Origin of the sequence: Ruminiclostridium herbifermentans, assembly GCF_005473905.2 — a bacterium.
In the GTDB taxonomy this organism is placed as follows: domain Bacteria; phylum Bacillota; class Clostridia; order Acetivibrionales; family DSM-1351; genus Ruminiclostridium; species Ruminiclostridium herbifermentans.
In genome coordinates this window covers 205,593-230,948 of the sequence record NZ_CP061336.1, presented here as the reverse complement: position 1 = coordinate 230,948, position 25,356 = coordinate 205,593, and the positions used below count along the sequence as shown (strand labels likewise).

The following is a 25,356-nucleotide window of genomic DNA, read 5'->3' as shown; positions in this document are numbered from 1 at the left end:
TGTTGCTCAAAAATCCACCTTGTTATTACATTTTTCGGCGTTTCACCGAGGCGGGAGCTGTTTTCAACTTCTTATATCAGAAGAGATATTCTCCACTTTTTGAAGCGGGGGACACTTTCTTGCCTCGTTATAACGCCTATATTCAACATAAAACTTTTCGATTGTAGAAAAACACATACACCGTTAAAACCCACTCGTGGTTTTGTTGCTCGAAAATGCACCTTGTTCGTACATACTTTATTTTCGAGTTATAACATTTAGCAACGTTTCATCGAGGCAGATATTTTACCTTCTTATATCAAAAGAGATACTCTCCACTTTTTGAAGCAGAGGACACTTTCTTGCCTCGTTATAATCATTGGAGCATATTTTCATATGCTCCAATGATACAAATCATTATAAATGATTATTTATTTCCAGTTTTCTGCTCTCCACTTGAGCTGGTCATTTATTCTATCCAAATAAGCTTGAATATCACACTTATGTAGTTCAGTTACATATTCATCCCATATCTTGTCAAATTCACCTGGTTTTGCAAGTATGCACTTTGGAAGATATTTAGTACCAGTTTCACCTATCTTAGTATTAGCCAAGCTTGCAGGTGAACCATCTACTAAGTCAATTCCCCATGCTGGATATGATACTCTGTTTTCAGGAGGATCATTTAGGAACTGTGTCCAAGCTTCATATCCATATTGCTTTAAGAAGTTCTTATCATAATCCAATAATGATTCATAGAATTCTTTCTTCTGGAAACCTGGAGTACATGCGTTTCCATCTGAGAATGAACCTTCCATCTTAGGTGCATAATACCATAAGTAGTATGCCATATTTGCAAGTCTCCAAGACTGATCTTCGTAATTTCTACGTTGTTCTTCATTTCTATAGAATTGACCGTTTTCATCTACGAAGTAATCTTCGCCTTCAATACCCCAACCTAATATTTTTTGCCATTCTTCAGTTAATAATGTATCAAAGAATTTTATAACTCTTACAGGATCTTTACAGCTTGTAGTTATAGCAAATCCTGTATTAACATTTAATACATCTCTGTCTTGATAGTAAGGCTTAATGCTCTCATCATATGTTATAGCGCATGGAGCCCATGTTCTTTCAATTTTGTTCTGTTGCTTAAGTGTCAAATCTGCATTACTGAAGTTCCAGAATTGGTCAAATGTACCTAGTACTCTACCACTAGACAATTTAGCCATGTACTGGTCATAATTCATTGTAAATGTTTCTGGGTCAATTAAACCTTTGTTGTACATTTCGTTAAGCTTCTTGTAATATCTCTTTGCATAATCTTTATCCCAGAAGAATTCTGCTACATTTGTCTCATAATCAACAACAACTTGACCATCATTTGGATGTCCAATCAAGTGCTCAGGAGGATTCTTTAAGCAGAAGTCTCTCCATCCATCTGAAAGTATTTCAAAACCTATAGTTTTTTGTCCGTCTATTTCAGGATACTTAGCTTGATATTTTTCAATCAAATCAAAGTACTGATCTAATGTCTTAACCTGTGGATATCCGAATTCAGCTAATACAGCTTTCTGTATCCAGAATGCAGGTCCTTGCCAAATATTTGTTTGATATTCATTATAGAATACACCGTAATCAGGCATTATGTAGAAATGTCCATCAGATGAATCCTTAACTTTATTTTTGTATGGTTCATAGTGTTTTTTAAGATTTGGAGCATGTTCAGCTATTAAATCTTCAAGTGGAATTAATGCTCCAGCACCAGTGAACTTAGGATTAGTAAATGTATCAACCGAAACTACATCCGGATAGTCGCCACCTGCAATCATAACACCTATTTTTTGATCCTTATCCCCTACAAGGAATTCAAAATTACATGTGACGCCTAATTTTTCCTGTATTAGCTTATAAATCTTATTATCTGGCGTAGCTGCCTGACCTGGGTCAGAGATGAAAAAGCTTATTTCGATTGGCTCGAGAGAAGCATCTTTTGATCCTGTATTAGTTGAAGCGGTTTCACTGTCTTTTGAATCAGTATTTCCGCCGCAGCCTGCAATAACAGAACCCATCATTGCTAGTGCTAAAAACAAACTTACAAGCCTTTTTTTTCCTAACATTTGTCGTCCTCCTTATAATATCTATGTTCAGTATAAACATTAAGTATACTGTAATAATATTATCTGATACAACAAAGTTTTTTTCAATTTGTGAAAATACATATTTACTACCTAAAAAGTTTAGTTGTTACTTTTATACATACTTCTGTATTCACTTGGCTTCATAGAAAAGGTCTTTGTGAACTGCTCTAAGAAATTTCCATATGACGTATATCCTAAGTATTGTGCAATATCATATGCCTTTTGATCTGTACTTCTAACTAATATTTCTGCTTCATTCATTCTGAGCCTATGCAAATAATCATTAAAGCTGCAACCAAACCATTTACTAATTTGACTGCCTAAATATGTGGGATGAATATAAAGTTTACTTGAAATTTCCTTTATAGTTAGATTTCTTTTATAGTTTTCTTTTATATATTCTTCTACCTTTATCTTATCTGCTAACTTATATCTGTTTTTTACATCTTGTGCATGCTTACAAAAATCAATGCAGCATTGTTTTATTTTCAATTCCATTTCATTTATAGTTTTAACTCTGTTAAAGAACATGCTAATATCCTTTAAAAAAAGTATTTCTTCTGTGTTTTCTCCCATTGATGTCAAAATAGATAACATTTTATAAATAATGCTGTTTATATACATTTCAATCATTTCATACGCAGTATGTTTCTCTTTAAATACACCAAATATTGATTCTATGGCTTTTAAAATTCTGTCTATATCAATATTTTCAAATGCATTTTTCAGTTCTTCCATATATTCAATATTTTCAAAATTGAAGCTGTGTGAATTTTCTTCATAGTCCTTGTATTGCAGGATACTGCTAGGGGTACTATAAAAACGATATTCCATTGCTTTTTCAGCTTCCCTCATAGAGTTGCTAAGCAGCTTCAATTCTTTGACCTGATTTCCTAACGCTATATAAAAACTATTTTTATACACTTCTTTTAATATCGAAGATAGAATTTGTGCTATCTCATAAATTGAAATACCACCAGTACTTCCAAGCACAAATCCATTAATACCCTTATTTACAAATACGGGATATACAAGTCCATTACCTAATCCCTTTGGCAATAATGAAGCCTTAATTTTATCAAATAATTTAAATTCAATACAATCTTCTTTTATATAGTTATGAATAGCATCAAGACTAGCAAAGGCCCAGGCATTAGTATTCTGTATTATCTCAGGACCAAGTACAGTAATTATATCCTGTTCTTCAATTTTTCCTTCTAAATATTGTTCAAACAAAACACCTATATCAAACTCTGTACTTACAGAGCATATTTTTTTTAGCTTCCGGCTTTGTTCAATACTTAATAAAATATCCAATAGTACTTCTGAAAACTCATCTTTAAAAACTGGTTTTAATATATAATGCTGAACGCCAAGCTGCATAGCGCTTTTTGCATATTCAAAATGATCATAACCACTGACAATTATAAATTTAATGTCTGGATCAATTTCGTTAGCAACTCTTTTTACAAGTTCAATTCCATTCATTACAGGCATATCTATATCAGTTATTATCAGGTCAGGTCTTATTTCCTTAGCTAAACTTAATGCTTCCATACCATTAGTACACTCTCCGCATATAGACACATTAAGTTCTGCCCAATCAGCAGCTAATTTTATTGCTTCTATTGCCATTGGCTCATCATCAACTATTAAAACCTTAAACATTTACCCCTCCAAATTACTATCCATATCACTATTATTAACAGAATTATCCAAAGAGTTTTTGCGTATTGTAAAACTTACTTTTGTACCTCTTTCTTTCTCGCTTACAATGTTAAATGAAATATTATCTCCATAGTAAAGTCTTAGCCGCCTATATACATTTCGTAGTCCTATATTTGAACTTAACTCCTCTTCACTAGTTACATTGGTAATTAGCTCCTTGAGCCTTTCATTATCCATTCCTGTTCCATTATCCTCAACACAGATTTTAAGGGTATCGTCAATTAATTCAGCATTTATTCTTACTATTCCCACTTCAGTAATAGCTTGAATCCCATGTTTACATGCATTTTCAACTAAAGGCTGCAAGCTCATTTTGGGTATCTTAACTTCCAAAAGACTATCATCTATATCAATATAATATTCAATTTTATCACCGAATCTAAACTTTTCTATTTTCAGATACATTTCTGTAAAGGAGATTTCCTCCCGTATGGTAACCAAATCATCCTTCCAGCTTAAAAGTCTCCTAAGAGTCTTGGAAAGATATTTTAAAATATCAATAATATCTGTATATCCGTTCTTCGTACTAACAACCAATATAGCATTTAATGTATTAAAAAGAAAATGAGGATCCATCTGACTTTGTAAAAAGTTAATTTCCGCACGTATTCGTTCTAATTCAAGATCCTTTTTTTGCAACTGAAGCTTGTATACGTCATTTATCAATAAATTTATCTTAGAAGCCATTAAATTAAAGCTTCTAATAACTCCTCCTATTTCATCCTGTCCCTCGTTTATTTCAATTAATTCAAACTTCCCATCTGTAAACCTGCTCATGTGTTTTGAAAGTTTCTTTAGTCTATAGTTGTAGGAATTCGCCATTATTAAACTGAGAATAGACGAAATAATAACACTGATAAATGCAATAAGTAATACAAATTTCAATGTCTCTATTAAAGACTTTTGAATTCGCTCAGCAGTAGAGACACCTATTAATCTCCACCCCTTCATGTAGGAGGAATTACTTAATGCTGTTTCAAGTATAATGTTGTCTTTACCAATACTTTGAATATCAAAAGTTTTTAAGCTGTCTTCCTTCTCAAAATCATATAAAGAGGAGGTGCTGCATATAATATTATTTTCAGGATCTAATAGGTATAAATTTAAAAAAGTCTTCTCCCTCTTAAAAATATTGTTCAGCTTTTGCATATTTATGTCTATTTTAAGTATTTTTCTTCGTTCATTGTTTAATGTTGGATAATAATCAAGCTTATTAAAAACACTTAAATACTGTATACGTTTTGTAGGTAAACTTTTTGTATATCCTAAATAGGAATTTAACAGAACGGAGCCCTTGGAACTGTATAGCTTATTATACCATAACGAGTTTTCTACTTCTTCGTCTATATGTTGATATGTACCCCCGCTGCTTATTGTCGGATTATCTACATAAATTTCTATATTGCTCATATAATCATAAGCAGACGTATATATATTCAGCCTATTTCTAAGCTGGCTATCATAAACATCAAAATATTGATCACTACTCAAAAAATTTATATCTAAGATATTATGCAAGGTTCTGTCTGATGATATAGAATGACTTGCCGCAATACAACCATCAAACATTGTTACAATGTCAACTCTGGTTCTTTCTAATGAAATTTTATAGGTATTTTCCTCTTTTTCTTGTACAATATTAGAAAACTTATCTACAAATGAGATGTTGATAACAATTATCGGAATAAGGAGGCAAACAATATATATTATTAGAAATTTAAATTTTAACGGAATATCATTTACTATATATATAAATTTCCTATTAGTAAACATCTCAATATCCTCTCATAAATAATTAGTTACTTGATTTAAACGACGTAGGCGAAGTATTTGTAGTAGTTTTAAACTTTTGTAAAAAGTATTTAGGATCTTTATACCCAACAACTTTTGAGATTTCAACAACCTTCATATTAGTCTGTCTGAGAAGTTTTTTAGCTTCTTCAATACGCACATAATTCAAATAGTCATTGAATTGCATCCCAGTGGCTTTCTTAAATAATTGTCCAAGATATACAGGATTCATATAAAACAAACTAGCAACTTTTTTCAATTTAATATCCTGATGATAATGTTCATTAATATAGTTCTTTACTTCGTAAATAATATATTGAGAATCATTCTTCTTTAAATTTTCTATATAGTTTGTAGCATAATAACATCTTTCCAAAAAGGCTTCCGATAATCTGATAAACGAAGGATAGCCCAAGAAATTATCAAACTCTAGCACCATTTGTATGGTATCCTTTGAAACTCCATCAAATTCCTGAATAACCTTTACCAACTCCAGCAAAAAATTATTCAAATAAGCTACTATAATCTCAGGAGCACTTTGTATTTTATAGAATTGGTCAAAAATCAATTGCACATCCTCTTTAATTAAATTGCAATCATTTGTTCGTATATGGCACAATAAGTTGTTAAAATCAGGAGTATACACTTGATAATTTAATTTTTTATCCTTTACATCAGCATAATTAATAATACTGCTCTCTCCAAGATAAAATTTAAAATTAATAGCAAAAGAAACCTGTTTGTGCAATTCACATAATGTATTTATTTCATATGCTGGATTACTATACGCCACCGATACATATGCTCCTGTTATAGACTCCAGTTTACTTTGAATAGAAGCTATAAAATCTTCAAACTCTCCATAATAAGGCATGTTTTCACTTAAAATCATGCACATTCTGTCTTCAGTATCTTCAAATATATTATATTGAAATTCTGCACCTAGCTCAGATTGCAATATTTCTATGATTTCATTTCGTCTTATTTCTAAATTTATTTTCCCTGTCTTTTTGCTTAAACCGTTCAGACTTTCTATGTAGAACATCACACATCTAAATTCCTGGCCTTCATTTAGGTTTAACAGCATTCTTGTCCTATCAATAAGAGTGGTTTTATTCTCACCATCAATCAATCTCTGCACGCACTGGTTTGTTATAAATGTTAGCTGCTTATTAATATTTTCAGCTTTTCTACGATCTGTTAATATTTCTGTCGATAGCTTAGATACCACTTCTTTAAGTTCGTCATCATCTAGCGGCTTTAATAAATAGTTTTTTATTTTATACATCATGGCTTGTTTTGCATAATTAAAATCATCATATCCACTTAGAATTACAAACTTAGCTGTTGAGTGCAACTTTTCATAAGCCAGCCTAATTAGTTCTAAACCATCCATCTTAGGCATACGTATGTCAGTAATTATAAGGTCAGGATTGCTCATTTTTATTATTTCCAGAGCATCTTCTCCATTTGTAGCCTCACCGCATATATTAAAACCATATGCTTTCCAATCTATCATAACCTTAAGCCCTTCAAGCATATATGGCTCATCATCTACAAAAAGAACCTTAAGCATTATTTACACCCCCTCTAGCGCTCTACTTTAAGTATCAAAAGCTTAATAAAAACTTATATATTATATATTTTTTGATAACAATTATTTAGAACGTATGTTACAACTAATGAAGCCAAATTATTACTGGCTATAGCCATAATTGATTTTTAACTATCAACAAAGGATTCTGTGATAAAATAAAGTTTGTATTTTTTGCGATAAGAATATATTTTTATTATTTATATCATTTATTTGTAGTATAGCATAATCTGAAAATAAAGTTATGCTATTTCTGTACATTTTGCACAATATTATTTTTATACGAAAGGTTTATTACTCCTTTATTAGCTTTATATAACATACATTCCTAATTATATCTTAAATTAACAAGCCATATCAAACTAGTATATTTATATAAAACCCATAAAAAGAGATTGCCATTATATATGACAATCTCTTTAAAAACTCATAAAACAAAAAATAAATTCATTTAATAATAACTAATATTAGTTATATTCAAATTAAATTCTAGCTACACCAGTTTTTCTAGCAGCTTCAGCCACTGCCGCTGCAACTTCTTTAGCTACTCTAGGATCAAATGGAGCTGGGATTACATACTCTGCACTTCTTTCTTCATCGCTAACAAGTCCAGCAATAGCATATGCAGCAGCGATTTTCATTTCATCATTTATTTCACGAGCTCCAACATCAAAAGTACCTCTAAAGATACCTGGGAACGCAAGAACATTGTTAACCTGGTTTGGATAGTCTGAACGACCTGTACCAACAACAGCAGCACCAGCCTCAATAGCTTCTTCAGGCATTATTTCAGGAGTTGGGTTAGCTTGAGCAAATATAATTGGATCCTTTGCCATTGACTTAACCATTTCCTTTGTAACTGTGCCAGCAGCTGAAACTCCTATAAATACGTCAGCTCCAACCATAACGTCCTTCAATGTTCCTCTTTTTCCTTCAAGGTTAGTAATCTTAGCCATCTCAGCTTTTATTGCATTGAGATTGTCTCTTCCCTCATAAATTACACCCTTTGTATCGCAAAGAACAACTTTTCTAAGTCCCATTGAGAAAAGAAGCTTAGTAATGGCTATTGCAGCTGCACCCGCACCATTAACAACAATAGAAATGTCCTCCATCTTCTTTCCTACAACTTTGAGGGCATTAATAAGACCTGCAGCAGTAACTATTGCAGTTCCGTGCTGGTCATCATGGAATATTGGAATATTAGTTTCTTTCTTTAATCTCTCTTCTATTTCAAAGCATCTTGGAGCTGCAATATCTTCTAGATTAACACCACCAAAGCTTCCTTCTAATAATTTAATAGTATTTACTATTGTATCTACATCCTTTGATTTAATACAAAGAGGAAAAGCATCTACATCACCAAAAGTCTTGAAAAGGCAGCACTTTCCTTCCATAACAGGCATACCTGCTTCTGGTCCAATATCTCCAAGACCTAATACTGCTGTACCGTCAGTTATTACAGCAACAAGGTTGTGTCTTCTAGTATACTTGTATGAGTTCTCAACATCCTTTTGAATTTCAAGACATGGTTGAGCAACCCCTGGTGAATAAGCTAATGAAAGGTCTCTCTTGTCCTTTAAAGGAGCTTTACAAACAACTTCTATTTTTCCTGCCCACTCCTCGTGTGCTTTAAGTGAATCTTCATAGATTGTACCCATTTTTCATTCCTCCAAAAGTTTATATTTAAGATATTCTTTAATCATATTGTATTATACACTTTTGTGAAAACTTTCACAAGTGATTTATAAAAATTTAAAGCGAAACTTGTATCAGTTTCGCTTTAAATATACTTTGATTTAAAATAAATCAGATACTTATATGTCTTTTACTTCGTTAAGTACTAGTTTAATTTGATCTGCTGAATGTAATAGACCCTTTAACTCTTCATCAGTTAAGTCAATTTCTAATATTTTTTCGATACCGTTTCCGCTAACTATTGCTGGAAGACTTAAAGCCACATCATTTATTCCATAAGGTCCGTTAATAACAGTTCCTATAGGCATTATAGTCTTGTAGTTCTTAAGAAGAGATTCACATATTCTATTGATAGACAATGCTATACCATAATATGTTGCACCCTTGTTCTTAATAATTACTGCACCAGCAGTCTTAACATCGTTAAGAATCTGTTCTTTGTCAACAACTATATTGTTTTTTGCAACATAATCGTCAAACTTAGTACCAGCAATATGTGTTGCACTCCATATTGGCAACTGTGAATCACCGTGTTCACCAATAATGTATCCATGTACATTCTTAACATCTACACTTAAAATATTTGCAATTTGGTTTCTAAATCTTGAACTATCAAGTACTGTTCCAGAACCTAATACCTTACTAGCTGGCAAGCCAGTCCATTTTTGTACCATATAAGTTAAAATGTCAACAGGGTTTGATACTACTAATATTACACCCTTAGTGTAATACTTCATAATGTTTGCAGTAATATCCTTCATTATTGAAACATTTTTCTTCGCTAAATCCAAACGAGTTTCGCCTGGCTTTCTATTTGCTCCAGCTGTAATAACAATTACGTCACAGTCTTTACAATCTGAATAATCACCAGAATAAACATTCATTTGTCCAACAAAAGATAAACCATGATTGATGTCCAATGCTTCACCATATGCTTTTTCTTTATTAACATCAATCAGAACCATTTCTGATACTAGGTTGTTAATCGACATTGCAAAAGCTGCTGATGCTCCAACAAATCCACAACCAATTATAGCTACTTTAAAGCCTTTTCCTGCCACAATAATCCCTCCATTTTTTCGCAATTGTAAATAGAGTACCACATTACATTTTAAGATACAAATGTTAAATATACTTTTATGGAGATACATATTGTTATTATTGGGCAATTATCAAGAATATATCACTAATCGTCGCTCATTCTATTAATTTCGAGTTAATCTTTTAACAATGTATACAAAATATTTAACAATTACTTTCAATAGAGTAAAACAGGTTGATTTAAACCATTGTGTTTACTTTTTAATTATTAGTATTAATTTTGCTATAAATAAAATTACAAAAAAAAAAGACGGATACCATCTTTTTTGTTAATAATGATTCATATATAAATTTAAGTAAATAATTTCGCATATTTAAGTCAAGAAAAGTACAATCATCTTAATTAGTTTTTATTTCTTTCATATACTATTCTAAGCCCATTTAACGTTAATGTAGAATTTACTTCAGTTATTACTTGAGATTCTTCAGCAATTAATCTTGAAAAACCACCTGTAGCAATAACCCTAACATTTGTTTCCTTCATTTCATGCTTCATACGTTTAACAATGTAGTCAACTTTTCCAACATATCCATAAAAAATACCTGACTGCATACTAGCAACAGTATTTTTACCAATAACACTATCTGGTTTAACTAAATCAATTCTAGGCAACATAGCAGCCTTCTGATAAAGAGCCTCTGTGCTTATTTTTATACCTGGGCATATTACATTTCCTAAATACTCACCCTTTGCAGATATAGCACAAAAAGTAGTAGCTGTTCCCATATCTATTATAATAAGAGGACCTCCATACATCTCATATCCAGCTACTGCATTTACTATTTTGTCCACGCCTACTTCCTTCGGATTCTGACATCTAATATTAATTCCAGTCTTTGTACCAGGGCCAATTATCATAGGTTCTAATTTTAAGTATTTTTTTATGGAATGTTCAAGTGAATACAGCAAAGATGGAACAACAGACGCAACAACAACTGCTTCAATCTCTTCTACATTTAATTTTCCATATGCAAACAGATTTAGCATCAACATTCCTAACTCATCAGCACTTCTCTCTCTATCAGTGCTAATACGCCAGTTAGCCAAAAGTTCTTTTCCCTCAAATACACCTAATAGAGTATGCGTATTACCAACATCTATAACTAAAATCATATGACCTCCACAAGCGACAGAACTACAAACCAAGTCTTAAGCTCTTTATCTCTTTTATTTCAAGATCAATTTCCTTCTCTATTCTCGCAATATCATTGGCAATGTCTTCGACAGTCTCTTCTGTCTTAGGTTTTATTGCACTTCTCTGATAATGTTGCCTGTATGTTTCCCTAGTTTCCTTATTGTTTTGAGGTTCTCTGTGATAATTCTTTTGGTGGTTTTCTTTTGAAGAATTATCTCTCTGATTATTATCTTTTATTGTATTCTCCTTTTGAAGACTATCTCTTGTTTGGCTAACGCGTGAAGTAGTTTCTCTCTTTAGTTCTCTGCGTTGATATTCCTTCTGATTCTCTCTTGGAGGGCGGCTATTCCTCTCTTTATTGTTAATCTCTCCACTTTTTTGAGTGGAATTAGTTGGCTGTGCTGCACCTGATTGTACATCATTCTTTGATAAATCATTTTTTTTAGAAAACTCACTCTTTCTAACCACTTATATGTTCCTCCTAGATTATAATAATCTTAACAAACTATTGCAATAAAAGCCATAAACACTATATATTAGCATACATACCAAAACTGTTTATATCATCCGTCATATATATCCAAGCAAGCCTCTAACTTGTATTTCACCTGAAGATATTTCTCTGAACTCTCCATCGTTACATTTAACAATTAGCTTGCCATCTGGGGAAATTGCTTGAGCCAAACCAACATATTCATTCCCCTTAAAAATAATTCTAACTTCTTTTCCTATTGTAACAGAATATTTGCTCCATATATTTATTATTTCTTTAGTTTTTCCTTGTATTAATTCACTGTATATTTGTTCAAACTTGCTCAAGATACTTTCTAATAGCCTTACTCGAGAAATTCGCTTTCCTGTATGTATTTTCAGGGATGTAGCTTTGTTTTTTATTTCATCGCCAAAAGCATTTTTATCTTGATTAATGTTAATTCCAATACCAACCACTACATAGTTAATATGATCGGGCTCAGCGCTTAGTTCTGTCAGAATACCACCTAATTTATAGTTATCTAATATTATATCATTGGGCCACTTGATTCCGCAAACTATTCCTTGATTCTCAAGTATTCCTTCTACAACAGCTACCGCAGCAGCAAGCGTGACAATCTGTATATATTCAGGTTCTAAATCAGGTCTTAGGACAATTGAAAACCATAGTCCCTCACTGCTAAAAGATTCCCATTGCCTCCCTACTCTTCCTCTTCCCATTGTCTGCCTATCTGCAACTACAATTGTTCCATGCTGACAGCCTTCATTTGCAATCTTTTTTGCATAATTATTAGTAGAGTCTATCTCATTGAAGTGAACTAATTCTCGTCCAATAATCTGTCCCTTAGGAATTCGTAGTTCTCTGCTATCTAGCAAATCTGGAGTTTCAGCAAGAATATATCCTTTCTTTGTGGATGAAACTATATTGTAGCCCTCATTTCTCAATTCGTTTATATGCTTCCATATAGCTGTTCTGGAAACATTAAGCAACTGGCTCAATTCTTCACCTGACATATATTCCTTTTTCTGCTTTAGCTTTTCTAAAATCAGATTTTTCAATTCAACCTCCATACCTACCATTATGATATATATTGGTAAATTTGCATAATGGGATACACTTTTACTGCCCAAACATTAATGTTTAAAAGCCTTTTTCAAAATCAGTCAGTTTACAGTTTAATCATAACTAAATAAAATGCATTGAAAGAATCAAATTCCTTTTAGAATTATTGAGGTTAAGGACAAAAAAAGCTTATATCTGGATTTTTTAAGCAATAAATCCTGCCCGTGTCATTTTTAAAAATAGACATCCCACTACTTCTGTTCTCTATTTTCTCAAGTTTCCCCATATCAGTTAATTTATCCAGCAGTAAATAAAGCAATGAATCATCAATATCTGAGTAATTATCCCTAAGTTCCTGTAATATGTTATTTATGTACAGTTCTTCACAATTAGTGTATATAATTGGTGAATCCATTATTTTATCAAGTACATTTGCCTCACCTGGCAAAATAGTAGTAGTAATAAGGCATTCTGGAAGCCTGTATGTTCCAAAAATATATTTTTCTATTGGAATTATTGTCTTATAGTATAGGTCTATATCCTGATTCTGAGCTGCTTCGTAGATGAATCTATCTGCAATAAAGCATTTATCGCTTTTCACCTGGAGTTTTAAGCATCTATAGTAAGGTGATTTATATCGTTCAATATCATCCTTTGGGTTTAAAAGTGCTGAAAAGCATTTCTTTGTCTCACCTTCAATTATTACTTCTTTATCATGAGATATAGACAACTTTAGCCCACAGTCGGTTATATTTAAAACATCCTCTGACTTAACGTAATAATAAACCTCTGGCATTTTTACCCCCTAAGTACTTAATGTACCGTTTTTCATAACTCATTATTACCCTAAATAAAATATAATTTCAAGAAATATCTCATAACATTATATTACATTTTTTTATATTACACCATACTAAAAGTCATTACTACTAAGCTAGAATCACAAATTGACTAAAACCAATTACTATTGGCCTTAGTCAATTTTTTTAGGCTAATAGCCTATTATGTCAGACGATAGTTTTTACTATATAGAAGATTTAGTATACGGATTAATTCCACTACCTAAATCATCTTTTCTTGTATTTATATTGCTATCTATAACAAACTCCGCAGACTCCTGTTCTTGTTTAAATTTCATAATTACTTGAATGGCAGATTCTAGCTTTTCAAAAAACAGTGCTACCATATCTCCTGGGCGAGCATCTAACATCGCCTTTTCAAGTGCTTCTGTTTCGCTTAATACTATCTCTACATTTTCTCTCTTTGCTCCTGAACTTATAACACTCGATTCAAGCAGACTTGCAACCTCCCCCCTTCTACGTCCTCTTAAATCAACATCTTCTTTTATATATATCTTCTCAAAAGCCTTTCCACACAACTCTCCTACTTCCTTTATACTTGAGTCCAATCTATCACCAGGCATACCAATAATCCCCACTAATCTCTTTGCCTTTAATTTCTGAATAAATTTTATAACAGCATTGTAACCAGCAATATTATGGCTGTAATCCAGCATAACTTTAAACTCACCCATATCAAAAATATTGAACCTGCCAGGATTCAATTCAACGTCAGGCTGGAAAGTACTTATACCTTTTTTTATAATATCAAAAGGAACATTTAATCCCACTAAAGCAGCTACAGCCGCCAAAGAATTTTCAATATTACATTCTATTAGTCCACCAAAAGTTATTGGAATATCTTCTAAGTCTATAAGGGGAATTCTCTTTGAGTCCTTACTTACCCAAATAAATCCATCCTTTACATACACCCCTATGTTATTTGGATTCTTACAATGCCTTTTAAATAGTGCATTTGATTTTAATCTGCTAAACATTATTACTTTACTTCGTACCCTTTCCAGCATATAGGGTGTCATACTATCATCTGCATTAAGAACTGCATATCCATCAGGTTTTATAGCTTCAATCACAAGTGCTTTTGTATTGGCAAGTTCCTCTATGGTATTTATCCCATCAATACCCAGATGATCATCACTTATATTAACTAAAACACCTACATCTGCAAGTTCATAGCCAAGACCCTTTTTTACAATTCCACCTCTTGCAGTTTCTAATACAGCAGCATCTACAGTTTTATCTGATAAAACTACTCTCGCACTAGTAGGTCCTGTAGTATCGCCCTTTTGAATACACTTATTTCCAATATATATCCCACTTGTTGAAGTCATTCCTACATTTAACCCCATTATAGAAAGAGTATGTCTAATAAGCCTTGTTGTAGTGGTTTTCCCATTCGTCCCGGTAATTGATACAATAGGAATACTACAACAACTGTCATCAGGATACATCATTTTTAATATATCCTCTGCCACATCTATCGGCTCGCCTTCACTTGGATGAAGATGCATTCTAAGTCCAGGAGCAGCGTTAACCTCAATAATTGCACCCTCACAAATATCTATAGGACTAGATATGTCTTCTACTGCAATATCTATTCCTGCAATATCCAAGTTCATAGCTTTAGCGGCTGCTACAGCATATTGTATATTTTTAGGATGTATTTGTTCTGTGCAGTTCTTAGCTGTTCCTCCAGTACTTATATTTCCATTCTGCCTTAATCGGACAACTTGTCCTGGTTCTAAAACACTATCAGTTGTAAGCCCTTGAGCCTTAAGATAATTTATAGCTATTTCATCTAGTTTAATGTAGGTCAATGGGCGTTCATGATCTTCTCCTCTTAGCGGATTCATATTTTCTAGCCTAACCAGTTCTGAGATGGTACTGACACCATCACCAATTACTTCAGGTGGCCTTCTCTCAGCAACAGCACAAACCCTGTCTCCTACAACTAAAACGCGATAATCCTTGCCGTATATATATTTTTCTATAATAATTTTTTTAGAATATTTTTTTGCTTCATAAATTGCATCATTTATTTGATCCATAGAGGTAATATTTACAGTTACACCCTTGCCTTGATTAGAGTCAACCGGTTTAATTACCACTGGAAATCCAATCTCATGAACAGCTTCCAATACTTCTTCCATGCTCTGTACTATTAGTCCATATGGAACAGGTATGTTGTTATCCATTAATATTTTTTTAGTAAGCTGCTTATCAGATACTATATCAACAGCAATGCAGCTTGTACTATCTGGAAGTGATGCCTGAATTGTTCTGCTGTTTTTACCATATCCTAGTTTTAAAATACTTCCCGTTCCAACTCTGCATACAGGTATATTTCTTCTTTTTGCTGCTTCATAGATAGCCTTTGTACTAGGCCCCATATCAGTTTCTGCTGATATCTTCTTTAGTTTTGTAAGTATTTTATCAATGTCAATAGCTTTGTTTTCTGCGAAAGCTTTAACTATTTCAATTACTCTTTTTCCACATTCAACAGAAAAAGCCTCATTGATATATTCATATATGATAATATATTTTGATGAAGTTCCTATCTGTCTTGTCTTCCCATAACGAACTGGATATCCCAATTTGTTGTGAATCTCAATTATCAAATGCTCTGCCACATGACCTATATAGGTACCTTCAATTAATCTTTCTCCAAAACCGCCCACATATCCCAATCCACAAGTATGCTCAGCAATCTCAGGAAAATGTTCTAGCAGTTTCTTATTAAAGCCCGGAATTTCTCTTGTTGGTCCAGCCTCAAAAATCCCAATATCAACTACCATACGAATTACTGGTCTATGACTATATATATTTTTACCTTGAAAGCAATAAATGCTTTGAATTTGCACTGAAAAGACCTCCTAAGTCTAGAAGAATGTTAATTTATAACGACTAGATTTTATATAAATTTTTTGATTATAGAAAAATTTCAGCAGCATCATAAGCGTGTGAACGATGCGGAATATATTCTCACCATCTGACACTAAAGCGGTATTTCGACGAGGCGGGATATATTCCCACTTCCTGAAACCCAAATAAGTTCTCGCTTCGTTATAATACCTAGATTCCAAATGAAATTCTTCGATTGTAGAAAAAATTGTAGATAAGATTATAGAAAAATTTCATTATATTAGCAGTATTTTACGAGGATGGAGATATTATAATCTTATAAGAATCAACGTATTACCTTCCACTTATTGAAGAGAATTAGAGATATTTTCTCGCCTCGCTATATCACTGCTCTGCTATTTAAATCAAAGCGAAAACCACATGGTAAGACGTGTATTGTAACATTTGACAATGCTATCATCTCTTCCGGATTAAGTTCTGACACATTTGATTTTTTAATGGAAGTACCATCGATAACTGTTACACAATTTGTTCCAACCACCTCAAAGGAAGCATTCGAATAAACTTGAATCGCTGTATCCTCGTCTATTCCAACACCCAATATTGATGGATTTTGGGCAACTCCAACAAGCAATCTGCCCAATCTTCCTCTTTGTTCGAAATGTTGATCAATTATCACCTGATTCAAAAATCCCAGCCCCGGGGACATTCCTAGTGTACATTTTCTTGCAGCAGAATTACTATTACCATCCACAATCATTGTACTGCTCATAGCTGATGCTCCTGCACTTGTACCTATAATAGGTACCCCTCGTAGATATATTTCTAATAGGGTGTTATATGTTTTTGTCCCACCTAATATACTAGTAATCCGCAGTTGATCCCCACCAGTAAAAAAAACACCTGCTGCACTTGACAATCTTTGTGCCACAGAGTCCTTATTGGCATCATCTCTACTATCAATGTTTAGAATATCTATGTTCTCTACTCCCAGCCGTGTAAATACTTCTCTGTATTCCTTTCCTACTTCTTGAGGCTTTTGCGTTGCTGTGGTTAAAACAATTATTTTAGCACTAGAGCCTCCGCACATATCAATTGCATGCCTTAAAACTGAACTTTGACCCCACTTATCCTCTGCTCCTCCTATTATTAATAGGTTGCCATTAACCATTTCACTCATTATTTACCTCCAGTATATCCAGAGCTATACTTGTTGCTAATTATATCCCAGGCATAATTCTAGTATTTAAAGCTAGTCCAACTCCCATAAGAACTATTGCAGATACAACAAGATAAATTCCAATCCTGCTTCTGCTATTTTTCGTAGCAAGAATACCACAGATCACGCCTAGCATACCAAAAACAAATGGATATATAAATAATGCTAAAACAGCTGATACCCATCCAGCTATAAGTAAAAATACTTTTTTTATACTTTCACTTACACTTAAGCCTAAAATATTCTGAATATTATTCATACTAACCTCCCATGCTTTTTTATAGTTCTTCTTAAACAGCCTAAAAATGTCTATGCTCCCATAGATTCACTTTCGGACTTATTATTTTTGAGGTTCAAAAAATAACTAAACTATACAAGTTTGTTACCCTACCATAGCGTATTATTTACAAATAATAATGTTAATATTCAACTTTTCATTGTATTTGAAATTAGTTATAATATTTAATATAAATGTCCAATAGTTTCACAAATAATTTAGATACTATTATTATTTTGAACTTCCCGATATCGAATTACTGTTATTTAAATGTAATTCATTTTAAATATAGATTTGCAAAATCTAGTCCATGAATAAGTAATCAAATAATTACAAGAGGCAGGTATTATGCTAAACAATATTGATCAATTACGGAATATAACTGACTATCGTCAGATTTAGATTATAAATATAATGATTTGAGTTTATTAACCTATATTCAGGTTTTTGAGGATGTAGAATTAACAAACTACCAATGTTCTTTAACCTTGCCCAAAAGGCTTATGTTCATAAATCAAAAAACAGTTCCTTGGGAATCAAAATTAGCTTCCAATACATAATTAGTAATAACCCAGGGCTCCAGTATAGATTTTGTATAGATAAAAATATTTCTTCTCAGAAATGGTGACAAATAACCTATATAGTCTGATATTCTATGTCCTTTTCTCTATACTTTAGAGTAAATAATAACCGTTACTTGCACAGCTATTTGTGTTGCTAAATTGGCAAACTAAATTTAACAGTTAAACCACCTTCTTGATTATTCTCTGCCCAAATATCTCCTCCATGGTTATTAATAATTTCCTTACATATAGCTAAACCTAAACCTGCTACCGAACGCCCCGCATCAGAAGTATACATTGGTTCAAAAATTTGTGATAGGAGTTCTTCTTTAACACCAGCACCATTATCTGCAACCGAAAAAACAATTGTGCTTTTTTCCTGCCTACATGATATATATATTCTTTTATCTTGGCTAACAAAGTGCTTCAAACTGTTTCCAATTATATTTCCAAATACTCTATGCATCTTCAAAACATCAATTTGCAGTGCCACATCAGGACAACAGTCCTTTATTTCTAGTTTGACGCCTATATGTGAAAGTTCATCGTCATAATCTAAAAGGACAGCTTTCATTATATCGCTTACAGTAATCTCCTGCTTTTTTAATGAGCTTTTCAAATTATAGCTAAGATAATCGTCAAATTCCTCTATAAGATTTTTTATAACAAGAGATTTATAGTAAATAGTATCTACATACTTTTCAGCTCGTTCTGCAGATAGATTTCCTTTCTTTAATCTTTCAGCATATCCCATAACAGATGTTAAAGGTGTCTTTATATCATGTGAAATTGAAGCAATAATTCTATTTTGTTTCAATCTTTCTTCCTCTAGGTTCTCTGTTAATTCAACAAAGGAATTCTGCAGTTTACCTATTTCATCAAAACGGTGAGTGCGTTTTACTGTATTACAACCTTGATAACTTACTATGTCCTTTTGAAGATTTTCTATTGGACGAACAAATCTAAAATACAGAACCAAAGATAAAAATATTGTAATTACAAAAATAATTATAAGCTCAGCACGAAAAATGTTTCTAACTGATGGTAATTTAATTATCTCATTTTCTAATATTGGTTTTGTTACTTTAAGAAGAAAAGTTTCGTTGTTGAATTTAACTGGCTTAACAGAAGTAATATAAAGGCTCTCCATTTTATGCGATTTACTTTCATAGACTGTTTGCCCATTTAAATCTTCTATAGCAAATATCAAATGTTCCTTCTCGACATAATTATTCAATATATCTTTATAATTAGAATTCTCACTAATATTCTGTGCTATTTCAAAGGTTCGCATATCTAATTTGTTCTGTAAAGCAGTAAAATCGCCAAAAAAGCTATCTGATATAAATATGTTGTAATAACCAAACAATAAAAGAAAATTTAGTGCAATGGCACTTATTATGGTTATAATAAATCTACGGCGCATGCTCATAGTTTTATCTCTCCTCCCATTCAAAGAAATGCCATTACAATATTGGCATTAACTAGGCCGCCCATTACTTTTTATTTTATATCTTTTAATAAAAGCTTCAATCTCTCATCTGGGGCCTTATGAATTTATATCCTACTCCCCAAATAGTTTTTATATATTCATTATTAACATCTATCTTTTCCCTTAGGTTTTTTATATTGACGTTAACTGTTCCAATATCGCCATAATCAATTCCCCACACTGAATTGAATATTTGCTCCCTTGTTAAAACATGCCCTACATTTTCCATCAAAAACTGCAATAACTGAAATTCTCTGGTAGAAAGCGCTATTGGCTTACCAGCTTTATATGTTTCAAAGTTATCTCGCCTTATTTCAATGTCTCCAATAATAAGACTTTCATTATTCTGAATCCTTTCATGCCTTTTATCTCTGCGAATATGAGCCTTAACTCTCGCAACAAGTTCTTCAACCACAAAAGGCTTAAAGATATAATCATCTCCACCCATTTCAAAGCCAAGCATTGCATCTAATGTGCGGCTTTTCGCTGTTACAAATAGAATTGGGCATGTAACTATATCTCGTATTTTCTTACAAAGCTCAATTCCATTCATATTAGGCATCATAATGTCCAGTATAATAACATCAAAATTATTGTTTTGCTCAATCAATTTTAATGCTTCTAAGCCGTCTCCACAGATAACTGTTTGAAAATTTTCGTCTTCTAATGCATCTGAAATTAACTCTGCAATAGTTTTATCATCATCTACAATTAATATTTTTTCCATATAATCATCTTCCATTAGCTTTTTTAACGCCTAGATTTAAAATTAAATTTTTCGATTTTAGAAAAACTTAATTATATCAGCGGTTTTTCAACGAGGCAAGAGATATTCATGCCTCGTTTTCATTTTATCATACTACTATATAGCCCTTCCACCGCTCCTTCAATTTTATACAAACTTTATAGCTATTGAAATAAGCTCAAAATTTATATTATGCAAACAGGGATGCTATTTTACTCCATAGCTCTGCAAATACATTGACAATTCTATCAATAAAACCTATTTGATCTTTCGTAGCTTCTAAATCATTTATGCTATTACTATCATCTATGCTTATTTCATGGGTGCGCATAATTACCTGCAAAGTCTGTGGAGGTGGATTTTTTTCTGAAGTAATAGAAATTAGTGCTGCTTCTGCATCCATTTCCAGCAAATTACTGTTCTCTTCAATTTCATCAAGCTTATCATCTACAGTTTTCTTTATTTTGTCACTAGCACTTTTTATTGACGATGTAGAGTTTACACCTGATAAGCTGTCCTGGAGAAGATCAATTAATCCAGCTAAACTTTGGCGAGTACCCTCATCTAAATCATCATCACTTGCTTTTAATGTGTTTTTTATAGAAGTTAATAGAACTTTAGTATCAGTTAGCCCAGTATTAAGCTCCTCAAATAGTTTTTCTGTATCTTCTAATGCTTTTGTTGCACCACTTTGGTACTTATTAATGGTACCATTAAGTGAAGAAATATTATCAATTATAGTATTACTTTTATTTAAGAAAGCTTTTGTGGTATTACCAATTTCATCTAATTGTTTTAATAAATTCTGAGTTGTGCTAATACCAGCATCTATTGAATCTATATACTTATTCCCTAATTCACAGGCACTCTGAGCTGTACTAACCAAATCCTCTGCCTTTTCGGATAGTTTTCCTAACTCTGTGATTAACATGTTTGTCGCATATACTGTGTTTGCCAAGTCATTAAGAGTAGGCTGGATTGAAGCAATAATAGCTTTTAACTCTCCGTTTAAAATAGCCACCGTAGGGTCACCATAGTAAGCAGATGCTGCGTCTAGCTGAGCTGGCATAGCCTTCATAGCAGCGTCCAATGCCTGTAAATCTTCCTTCAACGTGGTTAACCTAGTATTCATAAGCATCATGGCTGTTTCCATTGCTTTTTTATCATCTTCAGAAATTTCTATGTTATTACTGATTTCTTTTAATATTTTTTTTGTATCGCTGGAGTAACCCTTCACAGTACTTAAATTATTGTATAACTCATCTGTGCTTTTTTGAATTTTACTAATTGAACTGGAGAATGAATTTATATAAGTCTTTGTGCTGTTCATTGTATCAACTAGTGTATTAACATCTGAATTCACATTATTCACTAGCTTCTGTCCATTCTTCAAATGTGGAATAAGCTCACTGATTCGTTTTGTTATATTCGTAATATCTGCTAGTGATTTATCTGCATTTGCATATATGCCATCTTTCGAAGAACTGACCTTGCTGCGTGCACTTTCCAGTGACGAAAGGCCTGATTGTAATTGATTTAATCCATCAGATGTACTTTGAATACTATTTAATAGTTCATTTAGTCCATTATAAAGCTCATCCCCAGAATCTCCAACTGTATCCTTTGCTTCTTTTAGTTCTTTAACAGTTTTGAGCTGATCTAGAGTTCCGGGCATCATTGTCATTATTATTCCAGTGGATTCAAAACTTTTTGTACCAATACGCATAGTAAAGCTAGTTTCCTCTCCTGGAAGAGCAGCAAAAATCACAGCTTTATAGTTACCTAAAGATTGTATCTGAGCACCTGGAGCCTCAACACTAGTTGTATTTGTCATATCAAATAATGATTCAATTGTTAATAGCATATTATTTTTCAAATATTGGCTTGCTTTCTTATTTGGTATAGCCTTAATGTTTATTTCAACTAATCCTTCTACTCCTGCAAGCTTATCAGCATTAGTAGGTACCCCATTCAACTTATAGGATATATCAAAGTCCCAAGGCAGAATAATTGTTCCTTTTTTAGGCGTACATTCATAGTAGAATCTGTTTACATTTTCCTTAAAGCTCCAGCTTACAGCATCACCTGAAATACTTGGCTGAACTTCATTTGACATATTAGTTACTTTTTCATAAGAGCCATAATCAGTAAAGTTAAGATTTCCATTTAAACTGCATCCTTTAACAATATTTAAGTTCTCTGTTTTACCATAATAGTCTAAATTTACATAAACTGATTCATCAACAGTAACTCCAGCTGTATCAGCATTTACATCGCTTGCCAACATTGTTAATACCATAATACCAGCAAGAATGCCTGAAAATGTTCTTTTAATTATTTTCATTTTAGTAATCCTCCTAATCTGCAATAGTTTCATCTTGTTTTATTCTATTTCTAATTCGTTCTCTTCTTTCATTTAGTCGTTGCAAACGTCTTTCTGACCTTTTATTAGCTTTATTTATATGTTTTATTATTGGTTTATCAAAGAGAGTCAACAATGCAGGGAGCATCAAAACAACAACTGCTATTCCCAGTAATGCTCCTCGTGAAATTAATTGCCCCATACCTGCAATGGCTGTTATTGATGATGTACGGTATAGAATAAAGCCACCACAAGAGAGAATCATGCCAGACGTTAAAACCGGTGGTGTTGTTTCAGCAATTGCTTCAATGGTTGCTTCTTTCTTATCCAAATTTGACCTACTATTCAGATAATTATTAGCCATTAAAATAGCATAGTCTACTGTGGCAGCAAGTTGTACGCAGCTTACAATTATATATCCCATATAAACCATAGTGTCTCCTACCAAATATGGGAATGCCATGTTTATAAAAATAGCAGATTCTATAGGCAGCAGTACCAGTAATGCAAGTAACAGTGATCTAAAAGCAATCATAACTACAAGTGCAACACCTAACAAGGAAAGTTTATCGACAAAGTTATAGTCTGTAATAATTGTGCTCTTAATTTCTTGTGTACAAGGTGTAGCCCCTATTAAATATGAGTTCTCAGGATAATATTTCTTAACAATTGATTGAATTTCATCTGAGCACTTAAATGCCAAATCGCTTTCATCTTTTGTATTTATATAAATTAGCATTCTTGCATAATTATCTGTGTGAAGCATACTTGTAACACTCTTTGGTAAAATACTTATTGGTATGCCCTCTGGAACTGTGTTTGCAAGTGAAGTGACACTGGTTGTATAACTCAAAGCCTCTATTTCTTGTGATAGCTGCTTCTCCTTTATAAATGAGGTATTAGGAATTAATACCATTAGCAAATTACTTCTTCCAAACTGATCTTTTATAGCCTGTTCATCTTGATAAACTATTGTTCCCTCACTAGAACCAACAGAGCTATTACCAAAAGTGAAGCTGTTCATATCCTTTGCTATAAAGCTTGGAATAGCCAAAATAATTGCAAGTACTAAAACACCATATCTAATTTTATAAGCACCCTTTGCAAACTTGTTAAAGGGAGGCATAAATGGTCTATGTGCTGTCTTTTCAATAACATTTGAGAATTTAAGAATAAATGCTGGCATTAACAATAAAACAGTTAACACACTTATTACTATACCCTTAGCTAAGCAAACTCCCATATCGAATCCTATTGAGAATTTCATTAGCGTAAGTGCAACAAATCCTATTGTTGTTGCTAAGCCACAGAATATAACTGATTTTGCCGAATGTCTTAATGCAGTGGTAATAGCCTTAGATGGCTCTTCACCCTGAGCTCTTGCATTAGTAAAGGAATGCATTAAGAAAATAGAATAATCCATTGCAACCGCTAACTGTAATATGGCAGATACACTTTGGGTCAAAAACGAAATTTCACCCATGAAAATATTAGTACCCATATTAACAATTATTGCAATTCCCATGACTAGTAAAAACAGAATAGGTTCAAGCCATGAGGTTGTAGTCAATATTAGAATTACTAAAATTACAATAACAGCAATTACTGCAACACTTTTTACTTCTTTACTTAAGTTTTCGTTCAAGGATTTGTTCTGTATGGCAGAACCCATATAGTGTCCTTTATCTCCAACTATTTCTTTTATTTTGTCAATTGCCTCTGATGTAACTGAGCTTGAGTCACCTTCGTGAAAAATGATGTTCATAACAGAGTGTCCGTCTTTATAATAGTCCTCAAGATTCTTGTTATCTATGAACTCTCTTGACTGATATATGTCGGTTGTTGTATCTGCCCAAGTTACTATGTCAACGCCTTCCACTGCTGCTATTTTATCTTTATATTGCTTTGCTTCATACAGCGTGACATCATCAATCATAACTCGTGCAGAGCCAGGGTATCCAAACTCATTCTCCATAATTTCTATACCTTGCTTTGACTGCACTGAACTTGGAAGGTATTCAGTCAAATCATAATTTACTTTAACAAATGGACTGCAAATAATACTTAACACCACAAGAATACCAAAAATCACTCCAATAGTTTTCCTATGATTAATAATTATATCTACAGCGTCTTTTGACTTTTCATGTGCTTTCATTTTCATGTCCATGCCCTGTATTCTGCTTAAAATAAAATACTGATATGGACTCCATCCCCCTTTACTTTAAATTTCAAAATCGAACACTTTTACATGCT

At 32.7% G+C, this 25,356-nt stretch carries 17 protein-coding genes; all 17 read right to left on the bottom strand.

Annotation, left to right across the window (positions count from 1 at the left end):
• Positions 1-410: 410 nt before the first annotated feature.
• Positions 411-2,099, bottom strand: coding sequence for an ABC transporter substrate-binding protein (locus EHE19_RS00985; RefSeq protein WP_137697225.1), 1,689 nt, complete (start codon positions 2,097-2,099; stop codon positions 411-413).
• A gap of 120 nt (positions 2,100-2,219) precedes the next feature.
• Complete coding sequence (locus EHE19_RS00980; protein WP_137697224.1) at positions 2,220-3,788, bottom strand: response regulator transcription factor; 1,569 nt, start codon at positions 3,786-3,788, stop codon at positions 2,220-2,222.
• The gene (locus EHE19_RS00975) at positions 3,789-5,621 is read right to left on the bottom strand and encodes a sensor histidine kinase (RefSeq protein WP_137697223.1); all 1,833 of its coding nucleotides are present in this window, start codon (positions 5,619-5,621) and stop codon (positions 3,789-3,791) included. It lies immediately after the preceding gene.
• 22 nt (positions 5,622-5,643) lie between these two features.
• Positions 5,644-7,215 carry a response regulator transcription factor gene (locus tag EHE19_RS00970; RefSeq protein ID WP_137697222.1) on the bottom strand — a complete coding sequence of 524 codons (1,572 nt, stop codon included), beginning with the start codon at positions 7,213-7,215 and terminating at the stop codon, positions 5,644-5,646.
• Between the two features lie 500 nt (positions 7,216-7,715).
• Positions 7,716-8,891 (bottom strand): NAD(P)-dependent malic enzyme, encoded by a 1,176-nt coding sequence (locus EHE19_RS00965; RefSeq protein WP_137697221.1) that lies wholly within the window; start codon positions 8,889-8,891, stop codon positions 7,716-7,718.
• A 156-nt stretch (positions 8,892-9,047) separates the two neighbouring features.
• On the bottom strand, positions 9,048-9,989 hold the full coding sequence (locus tag EHE19_RS00960; RefSeq protein WP_280513956.1) for an L-lactate dehydrogenase: 942 nt from the start codon (positions 9,987-9,989) through the stop codon (positions 9,048-9,050).
• Positions 9,990-10,372: 383 nt separating this feature from the next.
• On the bottom strand, positions 10,373-11,143 hold the full coding sequence (locus tag EHE19_RS00955) for a type III pantothenate kinase (RefSeq protein ID WP_137697220.1): 771 nt from the start codon (positions 11,141-11,143) through the stop codon (positions 10,373-10,375).
• Positions 11,144-11,165: 22 nt separating this feature from the next.
• On the bottom strand, positions 11,166-11,633 hold the full coding sequence (locus tag EHE19_RS00950; RefSeq protein ID WP_137697219.1) for a hypothetical protein: 468 nt from the start codon (positions 11,631-11,633) through the stop codon (positions 11,166-11,168).
• A gap of 102 nt (positions 11,634-11,735) precedes the next feature.
• A complete protein-coding gene (locus EHE19_RS00945) occupies positions 11,736-12,716 on the bottom strand; it encodes a biotin--[acetyl-CoA-carboxylase] ligase (protein ID WP_137697218.1) in 981 nt (326 codons plus the stop codon).
• Between the two features lie 176 nt (positions 12,717-12,892).
• On the bottom strand, positions 12,893-13,516 hold the full coding sequence (locus EHE19_RS00940) for a hypothetical protein (protein ID WP_137697217.1): 624 nt from the start codon (positions 13,514-13,516) through the stop codon (positions 12,893-12,895).
• A 228-nt stretch (positions 13,517-13,744) separates the two neighbouring features.
• Positions 13,745-16,441, bottom strand: a complete 2,697-nt coding sequence (gene cphA / locus EHE19_RS00935) for a cyanophycin synthetase (RefSeq protein WP_137697216.1) — start codon at positions 16,439-16,441, stop codon at positions 13,745-13,747.
• 380 nt (positions 16,442-16,821) lie between these two features.
• A complete protein-coding gene (locus EHE19_RS00930; protein WP_137697215.1) occupies positions 16,822-17,622 on the bottom strand; it encodes a cyanophycinase in 801 nt (266 codons plus the stop codon).
• A 40-nt stretch (positions 17,623-17,662) separates the two neighbouring features.
• A complete protein-coding gene (locus EHE19_RS00925; RefSeq protein ID WP_137697214.1) occupies positions 17,663-17,920 on the bottom strand; it encodes a hypothetical protein in 258 nt (85 codons plus the stop codon).
• A 735-nt stretch (positions 17,921-18,655) separates the two neighbouring features.
• Entirely contained in the window at positions 18,656-19,933 is a 1,278-nt protein-coding gene (locus tag EHE19_RS00920) for a sensor histidine kinase (RefSeq protein WP_137697213.1), read from the bottom strand.
• Positions 19,934-20,030: 97 nt separating this feature from the next.
• Positions 20,031-20,720 (bottom strand): response regulator transcription factor, encoded by a 690-nt coding sequence (locus tag EHE19_RS00915; RefSeq protein WP_137697212.1) that lies wholly within the window; start codon positions 20,718-20,720, stop codon positions 20,031-20,033.
• A 208-nt stretch (positions 20,721-20,928) separates the two neighbouring features.
• Complete coding sequence (locus tag EHE19_RS00910; protein WP_137697211.1) at positions 20,929-23,082, bottom strand: coiled-coil domain-containing protein; 2,154 nt, start codon at positions 23,080-23,082, stop codon at positions 20,929-20,931.
• Between the two features lie 13 nt (positions 23,083-23,095).
• Complete coding sequence (locus tag EHE19_RS00905; RefSeq protein WP_244648303.1) at positions 23,096-25,270, bottom strand: efflux RND transporter permease subunit; 2,175 nt, start codon at positions 25,268-25,270, stop codon at positions 23,096-23,098.
• Positions 25,271-25,356 lie beyond the last annotated feature (86 nt).

Excerpts from the sequence above, each read along its gene's own strand:
- EHE19_RS00985 (WP_137697225.1), bottom strand. The coding sequence starts at position 2,099 with ATGTTAGGAAAAAAAAGGCTTGTAAGTTTGTTTTTAGCACTAGCAATG.
- EHE19_RS00980 (WP_137697224.1), bottom strand. The coding sequence starts at position 3,788 with ATGTTTAAGGTTTTAATAGTTGATGATGAGCCAATGGCAATAGAAGCA.
- EHE19_RS00975 (WP_137697223.1), bottom strand. The coding sequence starts at position 5,621 with ATGTTTACTAATAGGAAATTTATATATATAGTAAATGATATTCCGTTA.
- EHE19_RS00970 (WP_137697222.1), bottom strand. The coding sequence starts at position 7,215 with ATGCTTAAGGTTCTTTTTGTAGATGATGAGCCATATATGCTTGAAGGG.
- EHE19_RS00965 (WP_137697221.1), bottom strand. The coding sequence starts at position 8,891 with ATGGGTACAATCTATGAAGATTCACTTAAAGCACACGAGGAGTGGGCA.
- EHE19_RS00955 (WP_137697220.1), bottom strand. The coding sequence starts at position 11,143 with ATGATTTTAGTTATAGATGTTGGTAATACGCATACTCTATTAGGTGTA.
- EHE19_RS00940 (WP_137697217.1), bottom strand. The coding sequence starts at position 13,516 with ATGCCAGAGGTTTATTATTACGTTAAGTCAGAGGATGTTTTAAATATA.
- EHE19_RS00930 (WP_137697215.1), bottom strand. The coding sequence starts at position 17,622 with ATGAGTGAAATGGTTAATGGCAACCTATTAATAATAGGAGGAGCAGAG.
- EHE19_RS00925 (WP_137697214.1), bottom strand. The coding sequence starts at position 17,920 with ATGAATAATATTCAGAATATTTTAGGCTTAAGTGTAAGTGAAAGTATA.
- EHE19_RS00920 (WP_137697213.1), bottom strand. The coding sequence starts at position 19,933 with ATGAGCATGCGCCGTAGATTTATTATAACCATAATAAGTGCCATTGCA.
- EHE19_RS00915 (WP_137697212.1), bottom strand. The coding sequence starts at position 20,720 with ATGGAAAAAATATTAATTGTAGATGATGATAAAACTATTGCAGAGTTA.
- EHE19_RS00910 (WP_137697211.1), bottom strand. The coding sequence starts at position 23,082 with ATGAAAATAATTAAAAGAACATTTTCAGGCATTCTTGCTGGTATTATG.
- EHE19_RS00905 (WP_244648303.1), bottom strand. The coding sequence starts at position 25,270 with ATGGACATGAAAATGAAAGCACATGAAAAGTCAAAAGACGCTGTAGAT.